This window comes from Cytophagia bacterium CHB2 (genome assembly GCA_030263535.1).
Classification (GTDB): domain Bacteria; phylum Zhuqueibacterota; class Zhuqueibacteria; order Zhuqueibacterales; family Zhuqueibacteraceae; genus Coneutiohabitans.
The window spans coordinates 1-13,328 of record SZPB01000167.1; the positions used below are offsets into that span (position 1 = coordinate 1).

At 54.0% G+C, this 13,328-nt stretch carries 13 protein-coding genes; 3 read left to right on the top strand and 10 right to left on the bottom strand.

What is annotated here, in order from left to right; translation table 11 throughout:
- Together FBQ85_16285 and FBQ85_16290 are read left to right on the top strand one after the other, a co-directional pair.
- Positions 1–465 (top strand): M24 family metallopeptidase (locus FBQ85_16285; GenBank protein ID MDL1876706.1); only part of this gene is annotated, 465 nt, incomplete at its 5' end.
- A gap of 152 nt (positions 466–617) precedes the next feature.
- On the top strand, positions 618–1,679 hold the full coding sequence (locus tag FBQ85_16290) for a N(4)-(beta-N-acetylglucosaminyl)-L-asparaginase (protein MDL1876707.1): 1,062 nt from the start codon (positions 618–620) through the stop codon (positions 1,677–1,679).
- A 1-nt stretch (position 1,680) separates the two neighbouring features.
- On the opposite strand, the gene FBQ85_16295 is transcribed toward FBQ85_16290, so the two are convergent.
- From FBQ85_16295 to hflK, 10 genes are all read right to left on the bottom strand, one after another.
- Entirely contained in the window at positions 1,681–2,943 is a 1,263-nt protein-coding gene (locus tag FBQ85_16295) for a hypothetical protein (GenBank protein MDL1876708.1), read from the bottom strand.
- 19 nt (positions 2,944–2,962) lie between these two features.
- Positions 2,963–3,670 (bottom strand): ABC transporter ATP-binding protein, encoded by a 708-nt coding sequence (locus FBQ85_16300; protein ID MDL1876709.1) that lies wholly within the window; start codon positions 3,668–3,670, stop codon positions 2,963–2,965.
- Positions 3,671–3,719: 49 nt separating this feature from the next.
- Complete coding sequence (locus FBQ85_16305) at positions 3,720–4,967, bottom strand: ABC transporter permease (GenBank protein ID MDL1876710.1); 1,248 nt, start codon at positions 4,965–4,967, stop codon at positions 3,720–3,722.
- Positions 4,968–5,010: 43 nt separating this feature from the next.
- Positions 5,011–6,225 carry an ABC transporter permease gene (locus FBQ85_16310; GenBank protein MDL1876711.1) on the bottom strand — a complete coding sequence of 405 codons (1,215 nt, stop codon included), beginning with the start codon at positions 6,223–6,225 and terminating at the stop codon, positions 5,011–5,013.
- 10 nt (positions 6,226–6,235) lie between these two features.
- Entirely contained in the window at positions 6,236–6,997 is a 762-nt protein-coding gene (locus FBQ85_16315) for an outer membrane lipoprotein-sorting protein (GenBank protein ID MDL1876712.1), read from the bottom strand.
- Between the two features lie 799 nt (positions 6,998–7,796).
- Complete coding sequence (locus tag FBQ85_16320; protein ID MDL1876713.1) at positions 7,797–8,552, bottom strand: di-trans,poly-cis-decaprenylcistransferase; 756 nt, start codon at positions 8,550–8,552, stop codon at positions 7,797–7,799.
- A gap of 46 nt (positions 8,553–8,598) precedes the next feature.
- Complete coding sequence (locus FBQ85_16325; protein ID MDL1876714.1) at positions 8,599–9,003, bottom strand: transcriptional regulator; 405 nt, start codon at positions 9,001–9,003, stop codon at positions 8,599–8,601.
- Complete coding sequence (locus tag FBQ85_16330) at positions 8,993–9,607, bottom strand: hypothetical protein (GenBank protein ID MDL1876715.1); 615 nt, start codon at positions 9,605–9,607, stop codon at positions 8,993–8,995. The genes FBQ85_16325 and FBQ85_16330 overlap by 11 nt, the downstream gene beginning before the upstream one ends.
- Before the next feature lie 167 nt (positions 9,608–9,774).
- On the bottom strand, positions 9,775–10,737 hold the full coding sequence (gene hflC / locus FBQ85_16335; protein MDL1876716.1) for a protease modulator HflC: 963 nt from the start codon (positions 10,735–10,737) through the stop codon (positions 9,775–9,777).
- Positions 10,734–11,705 (bottom strand): FtsH protease activity modulator HflK, encoded by a 972-nt coding sequence (hflK, locus tag FBQ85_16340; GenBank protein ID MDL1876717.1) that lies wholly within the window; start codon positions 11,703–11,705, stop codon positions 10,734–10,736. Before hflK ends, hflC begins: the two co-directional genes overlap by 4 nt.
- 229 nt (positions 11,706–11,934) lie before the next feature.
- On the opposite strand from hflK, the gene FBQ85_16345 reads away from it, so the two are divergent.
- The coding region (locus FBQ85_16345) for a RecQ family ATP-dependent DNA helicase (protein MDL1876718.1) at positions 11,935–13,328 on the top strand (1,394 nt) is incomplete at its 3' end.

Genomic DNA, 13,328 nt, shown 5'->3' on the forward strand with positions numbered 1-13,328 from the left:
AATATCGTGCTCGCAGCGCAAGAGGCGGCAATGGTAATAGTCAAACCCGGCGTCACCTGGCGAGAGCTAACCGCGGCAGCCTCGCGCGCTATTATCGAAGGGCTGATCAAGCTCGACATTCTCAAAGGCACAGTTGAAGAGAATTTGCAATCCAGGAGCTATCGCGATTTCTTTCTGCACGGTTTAGGCCACTACCTCGGCCTCGACGTGCATGATGTGGGCACCTATGGCCCGTTCCCGGTAGGCGCTGTTTTCACCATCGAACCAGGCATCTATATTTCTAAAGCAACAGCCAAGAAGTACAATCTGCCCGCGGCTTACAACAACATTGGCGTGCGCATCGAAGATGACATTTTAGTCACAGAAGCCGGTTATGAGAATCTTTCCGCCAGCGCGCCGCGCGCGGTTGCGGAAATCGAAGCGCTGATGGCGGAGAAGGGGATGTTCGAGAAGATGGCGGAGTAAAATACGATCAACGCTAAGACTTTCCGCTCCCTGAATGAAATCCCACCGAAAAAGCTTTTGATTTTTTCTGTGGGAGTTTTTTTCTGTGGCCGTAGAATCTTGAGAATTTTGTTTTGCCTTGCCATTCAACACATAACCCGAGGAGGAGTATCATGAGCAACAAGCTTACACGACGCATTTTTTTGAAGACGGCTACTGGTTTCGGCGCGACGCTCGCCGCCGTCACAAGTTTTCCGGCGATTGTTACGAGCAAAACCAAAAAATTCGCGCAGCCCGGCGGCAAGCTGCCGGTTTTGGTGTGCAGCCGCGGTGAAGAATGGGGCAAGAAAACCAATGGCCCGGGGTGGGAAGTTCTCAGCAACGGCGGCAGCCTGCTGGACGCCGTTGAAAAAGCCGCTAACGTTACCGAACTCGATCCTGAAGATACCAGCGTGGGTTACGGTGGTTTGCCGAATGAAGACGGCGTGGTGCAGCTCGATGCTTCTTGCATGTACGGTCCGGCCTACAAAGCCGGGTGTGTGGCGGCATTGGAGGGCATCAAAACGCCGAGCAGCATTGCGCGCCTGGTGATGGAGCGCACGGATCACATAATGATCGTGGGCGCGGGCGCGCAGCGTTTTGCCATCATGCACGGCTTTCAAGTTGAAAACCTGCTCACTGAAAAAGCGCGCATGATCTGGTTGAAGTGGAAAGAAAATCACAGCGATAAGGATGATTGGATTCCGCCGGCGGATGGCATTTACAAAGATCGCACCGGACGCACTTATGGCACGATTAACGTTCTCGGCGTCGATGAAAAGGGCAATATCGCGGGCATCACCACGACCAGCGGGCTGTCGAATAAAATTTCGGGCCGCGTGGGTGATTCGCCCATCATCGGCGCGGGTTTGTATGTCGATAACGAAGTTGGCGCTGCCGGCGCCACCGGCCGCGGTGAAGAAGTGATTCGTACCTGCGGAAGTTTTTATGTTGTTTCATTGATGCGGCAAGGCATGACGCCGACACAAGCATGTGTGGAGGCGTGTAAACGCATCATCGAGATCAACAAAAAGCTCGGCGTGCCGGTCGATTTTTATGATAAATTCGTGGCGGTGAACAAGAAAGGCGAAGTGGGCTGCGCTTCGATTGCCTATCCCAAAGATCGCAAACATGAAGTGGCATTCACGAATCCCGATGGGTTTACGGCGATGGCGGGTGAGTTGGTGAAGGCGTGATTCAAAAATAAACCCGAAACGCCGTAAAAAAAATATTCGGATAGCTGCCAAATTCCGATTGCAAACGCAGCTCTGGAATGATTGTGCCGCCGGACACGATTTGCGGGCTTTGGCCGAAGCGAAAGAATGCGCCGGCAGCGAGATAAATATTTTGTGCGATGTTGTATTCCGCTTGGGAAGTCAAAAACGCCGATCGATCGCCGAGGTTGAACAACATCTGCGCGTTCAACGCAATCAGCGGTGAGAGTTGATAAACCATTCCCGGTGCGAGATAGTGGCGGCCCATGAGATAAACCGCGCCGTCGATGTAGGCCGGCGCGGAAAAATTTTCGATATAAGCTCCCGGCCTGCCGGCGCCGGCATCGTTGAAATGGTATTCGAGAAAACCATAAACTCTCCCGCTAAAGCTGTAGTCGAGTCCCGTCACCCCGCGAAAATAAGCGCGCGCCTCTCCCCCGCTGTCGTCATTGAAACGATCGACAAAGACGCGAGCGGTTTCCAACCAGAAGCCGGCGCCACCCAGACTCCGCGCGAGATCGAATCCCAACAGAAGATTTTCGCGAAAACCGAGCAAAAGCAAAGACACATCGGTTTTTGCAAGATAAAATTTGCTGCGCGCGAAAAAAGCACTCTGATCGAATTTGAAATCCTTGCCAAAAACATACCCCGCATCCACTTCCGCCAGCGCGTTTAACGGAACCCGCACTCTCACGGCATCCACGCCGATGCGCTCTTCGGTATCCAACTCTTGAAAGGCGAACGGTGCAATCACGTCGGTGGGATTGATGACGCGGCCGCTGCCCCAGGCAATCGCTTGCCGCCCGATGATGAGGTCTGCCGGCGACGTTTTGATTTCTACCGCGGCGCGATCGAGATTGTGAAAAATGCCAAAGCTTCCGGGAATTTCATCTTCACCCGGATAGAGGCGGGCATTCCAATCGAATGCGCGATAGCTCAACGGATTGATGCCAACGGGCAGAAGCTGGTTTTCGAACAATACCGGATCTTGAATGCGCGGGGAAAAATCGTATGCGAGATTGGCGGTGAACCAACCGCCGTGCTGATGGCGCAGTTTGAGCCGCACGCGATTGTTCACAGCGCCCAGATCAGTTTGATCTGCCAGAAAAGGCAAATTGCCATAATCGGGCAGGCGGAAAACCGTGAAGAAGCTCTTGAGGTATCCGTCGAGAGAAATAGAATTTTGAGCAACTGCGGGCAGGGTGCAGAAAGGTAGCAAGAGAACGAGCAGAAGCATTCTTTTCATATCGCGTCCGCCAGCGAGATCAAACATTGCGTTGTTCGTCTCCTGCGATTTTTCCATCTTTGATGGTGATCACACGGCGCGCGCGCTTCATGATCATTTCGTCGTGCGTGGAAAATACGAAGGTCATGCCGGTGCGCTCGTTCAAGTCTCTCATCATATCCAAAAGCCCGGCGCCCGTAGTCGAATCGAGATTGGCGGTCGGTTCGTCGGCAAGAATCAAATCCGGGTTCGACACCATGGCACGCGCGATGGCAACGCGCTGTTGCTGGCCGCCGGACAATTGCGGCGGCAGGCGGTGTTCATATCCTTGCAAGCCGACTTCTGCAAGAATCTTGGTCACCCGCTCATGCCGTTCACTCTTGGGTGTTTGTTGCAGCAGCAGGATATATTCCACGTTTTCTTCGACGGTGAGCACCGGTATGAGGTTGTAGGCTTGAAAGATAAAGCCGATATGATCGCGGCGGAAATCTGAAAGCTCGCGGCCACTCATCTGCGAGATCAATTTGCCATTGAGCCAAACACTGCCCGCGGTGGGCGTATCCAGGCCGGAAATGAGATGCAAAAACGTGGTCTTGCCCGAGCCCGAAGGCCCGACAATCGCGGTGAATTCTCCCGAATGAATCGCGAGATCAATGCCGCGCACCGCGGGCACCGGCACACCGTTATCCGAGTAGGTCTTTTCCACGCCTTGCGTGACGATCACAGCGTCGTTTTGATTGATTTCCATGAACATTACACTCTCGAATATTTGCAGGAATGGCGATCTGCCAGGATCCTCATAAGCTCTTGCGCATCGCCTCCGCCGGCGACATGCGCGCGGCATGCACGGCGGGATAGATGCCGACGAAAATTGTGAATACAAAAACCCAGAATGGATAAAAGAGATACTGCTCGAACGTCATCACCGGGTAGAGTAATTCTCGGAATGTGGCGCCGGAATATTCCACGCCCGTGAAGTCGATGCCGACCCGGGCGACGATTGCCGTCACAATCACGCTGATCAAAATGCCAATGCCGATGCTGAGTATCGCCAGAGCACCGGCTTCCCAAAGAATCAAGGTTGCCATGCGGAACGGTCGCGTGCCGACCGCGCGCATCACGCCGAATTCGAACATGCGCTCGTGCAGGGACATGAACAAAGTATTGACGATTCCCAGAGCAACCACGCCGAAAAGAATGACAGCGGTGATGAGAATGCTGAAGCCGGCCAGATCGAAGGTGGCTTTCAGTTGCGGCAGCAACCTGGTCCAGCCCACGGCCACATTGTCGAATTGTGAATATTTGTTCCAGAACGGATTCGTTTCATCCCGGCCGAGTTCAGGATCGTGGAATTTGATGGCAATTTCATGAACCGCGCCGTTGAGCCCCAACATTTGCTGCGCCTTTGACAGGCGAATGAAGGCCATGCTGGCGTCCAATTCGCGCACATTGAAATGATAGATGCCGGAGATGCGAAACATTTCCTGAGCCAGATCGCCGCCCTGTCCGTCGTTTGCTGAATCCGCGACCTGCGCGGCCGTCACCACCACGCGATCACCCAGCCCCACCTCGAGCAACTCCGCCAGTTTGCTGCCGATGACGATCTCGCGCTCGCTCCCGTCGCCAAAATAATCTCCCGCGATCATCACGTCATCCATCTGTGACAAGTATTGCTCGACCGCCGGGTCGATGCCGACAACGCTGACGGCGCTCACGTTCGCCGGCGAGGTGATCATGCCAATGGCAATGACGCGCGGCGCCGCATTGGCTACGGCAGCATCGTTTTGCAGGCTTGCCATCACTTCTGCAAAGCGGCGAATCGTCAGTGCAACGTCCTGAGTCTCGCGAAAACCCTGGCGATGAATCTGCCCTTCACCCAAAAAAGAAGCGGTGGCGGATTTGATCATGTTGCGTTCCATGCCAATAATCAACGCATCGACGAAGATCAAGGCGGCCAGGCCCGTGCCAATGGCGGTACCAGCCAGGAAGGAGCGTCGTTTGTTGCGAAAGAGATTTCGCCAGGCGAGTTTGAGGTAAAACCACATAGGGCAATATCAGATCTTTACCATTTGTTGCGTCATGGAATCGTCAATGCAGCCGCAATGCACGCGCCGGCTCGATGTGTGCCGCTTTCACCGAAGGAAACAGGCTGACGAGATTCGCCGTCACGATTACCGTGATGGTCGGAATGAGCAGGCTGCGCAGATTCACCTCGCTGTACATGGCTTTGAACTCAACGCCGGCAAAAGTGAACGGCTCGGGCAGCGCGATGCCGCGCAGGGAAAGCCAGTAATTCAGCGCCACGGCGCAAGCCGCGCCCAGGATGACACTCACCAGAGTGATGACATTCACTTCATACAGCACGAGTTTGAAAATTTGCGCCGGTTGCGTGCCGACGGCTTTCAACACACCATATTCGCGGGTGCGCTCCAACACCGACATCAGCACGGTGTTCAATACGCCGATCGCCACAATCAGCAGAATAATGAACAAGCTGATCCAAGTCCCCTGCTGATCCATTTTCATGGCATCATAAAAAGATCTGGCAAATTCCTGCCAGGGCGCGATGGCGAGATCAGGGCCGGCAAACGTCGATCTCAATTCTTCGGTGAGTTCATCAACCTCCTCAAGATCGTGCGCGATGACGACGATTTCGTGCACCCGCTGTGGCAGCGCCAGCAGCTCTTGCGCTTCCGGCAAGGGCAGATAGAAGGCCATGCGATCGGCAAACTCATCGCCGCTGTCGGAGATTCCCGCAACGTGATACAATGCGTTGGCAATCGAGCCGTCCGCCGCCTGCGAGAGAACCACAATTTCGTCTCCCACCTCGGCATGCACAACCTTCGCCAGACCTTTGCCCAAAATGGCCTCGGGTGTGGCATTCTGCGAAAAAATTCTTCCAGCGACAATTTTTCGGTCAAAGCGGGTGGCCGCAATCTCGCGTTCGGTGTCGATGCCAATGATCTGCACACCCGCACTCTTTTCTCCGACCGCGACCAAACCTGCCGAATACAAACGCGGCGTCCAGGAGGCTACGCCCGGGAGTTGTTGAACTCTCTTCCCGACCTCCGAGAAGTTGTCGATGGTTTTGTAAAGCGAAGGTTTGTCGAGATAGCCCTGCGCGTGAATCTGAATGTGACCTAGGCGGGTGCGCGTGAACAGGTCGATCACGGAGGTGTAGGTGCCGTCCGAAATGCCGATGGCCAGCGCCGAGAGAATGAATCCACCCAGAATCGTGAGGCCGGTCAAAATGGTGCGGCGTTTCTGGCGAAAAACATTGCGAAAGGCGATTTTGAAGAGCATGGCAGTCTGCTTAATTTCCCGATTGCAAATTTCTCAAGCTGAAAATGTCATCATCCAACTTCTTGTCGAACTCCAAGGCCAGGTAGCGAATGACAGTCTTTTGGCCTTCTTTGTTTTGGGGAATCAGCTCCATGGTTGCCGGAATGGTGCGTGCGCCGAACGCCTTGATGTCCCTAAAATGAATCACGCGCATCAGGTTGCCTTTTTCATCATAGTATCTATCCCAAACCGGCAGATAATCCTCGCGGCGCACGGCTGTGACAATTTTGCCCCATACGATGGGCAAATCTTCACGTGGAATGGCTTCGACATACAGCAGTCCCGGTTCCGCCTCTTCGGGCGTGATGAGTTTGTAAGTGAAATCCTCCAGCAATGTGAATTCGCTCACCAAATCGTCGTTGGTAAAATCTGATCCCATCCATGAGCTCATCATCATGGAAGGCGGAATTTTGATGACCTTGTTTACGTTGGGAAGAAAATTCCACATTTCATCGCCGAGGCGCAACGTCGCCACGCCCTTCTCCTTTTGCGGCTCGAGAATGCGAATGAACGTCTTGTCCATTCCCTTGCTCCACACTTTCATGCGCAGCGTACGCTGCCAGTTTGGAGTGATAATCTCCATTTCCATTTCGCCAGCGCTGGTGGAACTGCGATACAGCTCGTCGATCTTCTTGACGATTTCGGTGACTTCGCTGTCCACATTGCGATGCTGCGCGAGCAACGGCGAAACAATCAGGCAGAACAACAGTAATTCGATGATGATTATTTTCATCCTTTTGATCTCCCAATTCTATTCTAAACCGCTCAGGCGCTCGCTTTAAAGATGAAAGGTGTTCGTAAGCGGCGTTTGCCAGCAGTCAACAGCGCCCGGGCGGTGGCGTTTGTGAATCGCGTCTTACAGCGTTTTTCATTTGGATGAACAGAGTTTGTAGTCCCCGCCCCTTGTGGGCGGCTGTTGAAGCCATGGAATTCGCGGTTGCAACAATGCCCCACAAGGGGGGCAGGGCTACGAATCCTGTACACGCATTTAAAAAACGCTGTAAGTTGAAACAAAAAGCAAAAAAATCATGTGTCTCACAAGTATTTTTTACCGTGATTGCGGCCACGAACATGACCAAGCTTGAATCAGGGCGAATATCAACAGTATAAGCGGGGTGCAGCTTTCACAGCGTTTAGGGCGAGTACTGCGAGATCCACCGATCATGAAAATCACGGCACGGCTGCACCGTCCGTGCGCTTGATGTTGTTGTTCGACGGCCAGTTATTCACCTTTGCGAATCGCTTTTGCCATCACCAGGTCGAGGGTATCGACCGATAACGGCGATACATAAGAATCCAAGCCCAGCGAGACCTGCCAGTAAAATGAAAGGCGGTGGGACATCCTCGATGCCCGATGAACCGATCCTGGTTAGATGCCAGGCTACGCCGAAGCTGCCAGCTCCTAATATCAAGCAGCTCAGCCGTAAAAAAATTGTGACACGTTCCCATCTCATTCGTTGTTTCTCCTCGTTGATGTCGATCACAGCAATTAGCAACCGCATGTTGAAGCGTTTGCGCATGTTTTACGTCTTTTAGAAAGACGTTTTTTCAGCAAGGCTCATTCTCGGTTTGAGAGCTGTCCGGGCAACGCGGGAAGCGGTGATCGTTTCAGGAAGGCCTCCGAAACGGCGTTCGCGCCGGCAAAACTCGTTCACAGCAGCCTCGAGATCCGATGGTTTGAAATCCGGCCACATGATCTTCAAAAAAACCAGCTCGGCATAGGCGCATTCCCACAGCAAAAAATCACTCAACCGCTGTTCGCCGCCGGTGCGGATGAGAAGATCGACATTGGGCGCGGGAGCAGCCTCGTGAACCGCAGCGCCGAGTGCGTGCGCAAATCGCTGTGACGAGATTTCTCCGGTTTGCGCGCAGCCCTGCGCCGCCCGCATAATCGAATCCCGGGAGGAGTAATCGACTGCAATGCGAAAATGCAGCACGCGACCGGATGCCGTGGCTGCTTCAGCCTGCGCGATCGCCAGGCACAATGAGGGTGAGAGACGATCCCGCCTGCCAATAATCGAAAGACGCACGCCCTCGGCAACACACTTCGAGGTTTCCGAGTTGAGATAGGCGCGCAAGAGTTGCATTAGCGCGGAGACTTCAGGGCCGGGGCGCTGCCAGTTATCCGAGGAGAAGGCGTAAACCGTCAGGCACCGGATCCCCAGATTTGGCGCGGCTTCGACAATGGGTCGCAGGGCTTCGGCGCCGGCGCGATGGCCGGCAATGCGAGGCAGGCTTCGCGCTTGCGCCCAACGGCCGTTGCCATCCATAATAATTGCAGTGTGCATAAAAAGCACTTTGTGAATTAAAGTTAAATGGGTTAAAAAAACGCGCCTACTGGTCGCGCATCGCCTGAATGAGTGATTCCATTTGGCCGAGATAATTTTCCAGAGCGCGGCGGCCGGCTTTGGTCAAGCGGTACTCGGTCTTGGGCGTTTTGCCCTCGAAGTATTTGGTGACGCTGAGGTAATGCGCTTCTTCCAGCTTGCGGGCATGCACGCTGAGATTGCCGTCCGAGGTTTGCAGAAGCTGTTTGAGTTCCGAAAATGTCATAACCTCATTGGCGGCCAGAGCGCTGACAATCGCCAAGCGTATGCGATCGTGAATGATACGATCCAACGGCGGCTGGCCGGTGGGCGTCACCAAACCGCGCACCACGCGCATCGTGCGTGTTTCCGGCGTTTCGGAAGAGGCGGTCATGGCGCGAGTCTTGGGCAATGCATTTTGTTTAGCCACCATACCTCCGTGCGATAATCAAACCAAAAAAAATGTGCAGGCCGCCAAAGCCAATTGCCATCCACCAATTTTCCCAGGCAAGGGGCGAAAATAAGGCGATGGCACCGACAATCATGAAGCTCACTCCCATCTGGGGAACGACGCGCACAGAAAATGCACCACCCGTGATGACGCCGGCGCCGTAAAGCAGCAACCACATTCCGGGCAAAAACTCAAACCTGCCTTGCTGTACCAGCGCACCCGTCAACAGCAGAGCCGCTAGCATCGGCGGAAAACAGTTGAGAATGAATTTCCCACCGGGTCCGGAGAGCAGCGCAACATTGGCCGCGCGCGCTTTGCGGCGCATCATCAAAATGCCGATTACGAACGCGAGCACCGCTTCAATCAGCCAGAGAAATAACCATCTCTCCCCGGCCGTGGGTGAAGGCGCGACGAACGCTGTGGCGCCCGCGGTGAGGCCAATCGCGACCATGCCTCCGCCGGGAACCGCAGTGAACGAGGTTGCACGCTCCATCGTCTTGCGGATGAAGCGCAGATTTTCCATGGCATAATCATGCATCGCCAAGGGTTCAGGCGCAGGTGTGGACGCGGCGGTGTGCGATTTCATGGCATACGATACAACAAGTTATCAAAATTGTCAAGTACTTTGTAATAAAAAGTGAAAATCTTTATCCGGCAGCGCCGCAAACGCGCAGGCTTCGGGGACGGCGCATTCACATTTAAAGCCCGGCGGCGGCAATGGGGTTTCATTGCCGCGCTGGTGCAAGATCTCCATTAGCGGGCGGAGGCGTTTTTGAGGTATTTGAGAAAATCTGAATCTGTCTTCAAAAACATTGTGCTGTTCGCATTGAGCGTGCTGCGGTACGATTCCAGCGTTTGCAGAAACGAATAAAACTCGGGATCGCGATTAAAAGCATCGGCATAAATCTTCGCGGCGCGCGCATCGGCGGCGCCTTTGATCAACTGCGCCTGTTTGTAAGCCTCTGAAGTGATTGCCTGCAAATCCTTCTCGCGCTGGCCTTCAATTTTGGCGCGCTCGCCCTGGCCTTCCGAACGGTATTTTTCGGCAATGCGCTTGCGTTCCGAGATCATGCGTTCGTAGACTTTCTGCAGCACTTCTTCGATATAGATGATATGTTTGATGCGCACATCAATGACTTCGATGCCGTATTGCGGCACGGTCTCGCTGACTTTGGCAAGAATCACATCCATGATTTGGGTGCGCCCCTTGGAAATGGTTTCCACGGCTTGCAACCCGGCCACCGGCTCCACCGAGCCGGAGTCGCCTTCGACAATGATTTTCATTTCGCGGTTGCTGTCGCGTACCACTTCAATCAGCGGGTTCTGGGCGATAATATCGCGCGTGACGCCGTCGATAATGTCGTCCAGCCGGCTGCGCGCCGCCAACTCATTATTCACCGATTGATAAAACTTCAACGGATCAACGATGTGCCAGCGCGCAAAGGTATTCACCCAGATATACTTCTTGTCTTCCGTGGGAATTTGATTGGGATCGCCATCCCACGCGAGTATGCGTTTGTCAAAGATCGTGACTTTTTGGATAAACGGCGTCTTGATATGCAAACCGGCATCGCGAATCGACTTGCCAATCGGCTCGCCAAACTGCGTGATGATCGCTTGTTCGGTTTCATCCAGCGTATAAAAGGCATTGCCGGCGAGCAACACAACAACAAAAGCGGCAAACACCAGCAAGATCATTTTTGTTTTCGGTCTCATTGGCCTCCTCCTTTCTCGATACCGCGCATTTGCAGCAGTGGAATCAGATTGCTCTGCTTGTCATCGATGATATACACTTCTTTGACCTTGGGCATAACCTCCAGCATGGTTTCCAAATACATGCGGCGGCGCGTAACATCGCGGGCGCGATTGTATTCCTGCCAGATCGCCATGAACTTTTCCGCCTCGCCGGTGGCGCGGTTGATGCGATTCACGCTATATCCCTCCGCCTGCCGCATAATCTGTTCGGCCTCGCCCTGCGCCTGCGGGATGATTTTGTTGTAGGCTTCCAACGCCTCATTAATAATGCGTTCACGCTCTTGCTTGGCTTCATTCACGCCATTGAATGCGGGTTGTACCGGTTCCGGCGGGTTGACATCCTGCAAATTGACCGTGACAATATCGACGCCGGCCTCGACCGTATCCAGCATGTGCTGCAAGAGATCATGCACTTCTCGCGAGATTTCCTGCCGATTGGTTATAATAACCTCATCGACGCTGTGATCGCCCACCGCCTGGCGCATGGCGGATTCCGTCAAGTCGCGAATCGTGCCGGTGATGTCGCGCACATGAAACAAATAAGCCCGGGGATCCTTGATGCGGTATTGTACGATCCACTCCACCAGCGCGCAGCTCAGGTCGCCGGTCAGCATGAGCGCCTCCGAATTTAAGTTGGCCGTGGTAAATTCGCTGCGCACACCCGTGCCGGTGGTGCGAAAGCCGAATTCTTCTTTCAGCACACGCTGTACTTTGACCTTCTTAACCGTCTCAATGCCAAACGGAATTTTCATATGCAGCCCGGGATTGACCGTGCTCACATACTTGCCGAAACGTTGAATCACGCCGACTTCATCGGCGTCTACGGTATAAAACGAGGTTAGCAAAAGCCAACCGGCAACAACCCCGAGCGCAACCCAGCGCAGCCATCTGCGATCGAAACTCGGCAGCTCGAGAATGTTGCCGCTCATGTCTACGATGCGACGTGCCATAGTGAATAAACTCCTTCCTTGATTCATGATGAACGAAGCCCGGCCGTCCCCGCAGCCCGGCTTCGGAGAGCCGAAATACGATTGGAATCAAGCTAACAGATTTTTGGGTTGATGCAAGCATTTTAGGCCTGCGCAAAAAAAATCGGCTTGCAATTCACCCGCACTTTTGGCATCATGCGAACGTTAGCGCGCAATTCGGGGCACACGCATGAATCACCTCGATCAAGTTTTGCAACAGGCCGAAGGCTTGCTGCACACGGTTTTCAAGCACCGGCGCTTTCGGCCGGGGCAAAGCGAAATTCTTGCTGCGGTTCTGGCCGGAGAACATGTGCTGGCCATCATGCCAACCGGCGGCGGCAAATCGCTTTGCTATCAACTGCCGGCGTTACTTTTTGACGGGCTGACGCTGGTGGTTTCGCCGCTGATTGCTTTGATGAAAGATCAGGTCGATCAATTACACGCCAAGAGTTATCCCGCGGGCTTTATCAATTCCACTTTAACGCCGGAGGAGAACCGTGAGCGCCTGCACGAAGCGCGTGCGGGCCGCATCAAACTGCTTTATGTCACGCCCGAGCGTTTCCAATCCGGTTATTTCATCGAACAGTTGCACGGCATGAACATTTCGCTGTTTGCGATTGACGAAGCGCATTGCATCTCGCAATGGGGCCACGATTTTCGGCCTTCCTATTTGCAATTGCGGCGCGCGGTCGATACGCTCAACGCCCAACGCATCATGGCGTTGACCGCAACCGCGACGCAGCGCGTGCGCGATGATATACTCAAACAACTCAAACTGGACAATCCCAAGATCTTCATCGCCGGATTTGACCGGCCCAATTTGCGTTTTGCCGTCAAACACTCCGCGGATAAAGTCAGCCATATTTGCGACTATCTCCGCCGCCACGAGGGTCTGGGCATTGTCTACGCCGGCACGCGCAAGAGTGTCGACAATTTGGTTGCTGCATTGACCGAAGAAAAAATCAAGGCTGCCGGCTATCACGCGGGCATGGATTTGCCGGCGCGCAAATTTGCGCAAGAGTTGTTCGTGAACGAAAAAATCCGCTGCATCGTTGCCACCAATGCGTTCGGCATGGGCATCGACAAATCCAACGTGCGCTTTGTCTTGCACACTGACATGCCGGGCACGCTAGAGGCCTACTATCAAGAGGCCGGGCGCGCCGGCCGCGATGACGAGCCGGCCGATTGCATTATCTTTTATTCGCCGCAAGATTTATTTTTGCAGGAATTTTTTATTGATAACGACAACCCCGAACCCGAAGTCGTACACGACGTCTACCACGTGTTGCGCGACGCGGAGGTTGACGTTGGGCATATCATTCAGTGGCGTAGCGACGAAATTGCCCGCATGCTCGGCGAGAATACCACCGCATCCCTCGTCAATGCCGCTTTGCAGTTTCTCGCGGAGATTCATTATTTGACCTTGATCACACCTTCGCCGGATACGCTTTATTTCAAATTGGCGCCATCCAAAACTGCGCCGGTGATTCGACAGGCTCATCAACCGGAGATTCGACAGGCTCATCAACCGGAGATTCGACAGGCTCATCAACCGGAGATTCGACAGGCTCATCAACCGGAGAT

What these genes read in the sequence shown, in the direction of transcription:
- FBQ85_16290 (MDL1876707.1), top strand. Translation starts at nt 618, where the DNA reads ATGAGCAACAAGCTTACACGACGCATTTTTTTGAAGACGGCTACTGGT.
- FBQ85_16295 (MDL1876708.1), bottom strand. Translation starts at nt 2,943, where the DNA reads ATGAAAAGAATGCTTCTGCTCGTTCTCTTGCTACCTTTCTGCACCCTG.
- FBQ85_16300 (MDL1876709.1), bottom strand. Translation starts at nt 3,670, where the DNA reads ATGGAAATCAATCAAAACGACGCTGTGATCGTCACGCAAGGCGTGGAA.
- FBQ85_16305 (MDL1876710.1), bottom strand. Translation starts at nt 4,967, where the DNA reads ATGTGGTTTTACCTCAAACTCGCCTGGCGAAATCTCTTTCGCAACAAA.
- FBQ85_16310 (MDL1876711.1), bottom strand. Translation starts at nt 6,225, where the DNA reads ATGCTCTTCAAAATCGCCTTTCGCAATGTTTTTCGCCAGAAACGCCGC.
- FBQ85_16315 (MDL1876712.1), bottom strand. Translation starts at nt 6,997, where the DNA reads ATGAAAATAATCATCATCGAATTACTGTTGTTCTGCCTGATTGTTTCG.
- FBQ85_16320 (MDL1876713.1), bottom strand. Translation starts at nt 8,552, where the DNA reads ATGCACACTGCAATTATTATGGATGGCAACGGCCGTTGGGCGCAAGCG.
- FBQ85_16325 (MDL1876714.1), bottom strand. Translation starts at nt 9,003, where the DNA reads ATGGTGGCTAAACAAAATGCATTGCCCAAGACTCGCGCCATGACCGCC.
- FBQ85_16330 (MDL1876715.1), bottom strand. Translation starts at nt 9,607, where the DNA reads ATGAAATCGCACACCGCCGCGTCCACACCTGCGCCTGAACCCTTGGCG.
- hflC (MDL1876716.1), bottom strand. Translation starts at nt 10,737, where the DNA reads ATGAGACCGAAAACAAAAATGATCTTGCTGGTGTTTGCCGCTTTTGTT.
- hflK (MDL1876717.1), bottom strand. Translation starts at nt 11,705, where the DNA reads ATGAGCGGCAACATTCTCGAGCTGCCGAGTTTCGATCGCAGATGGCTG.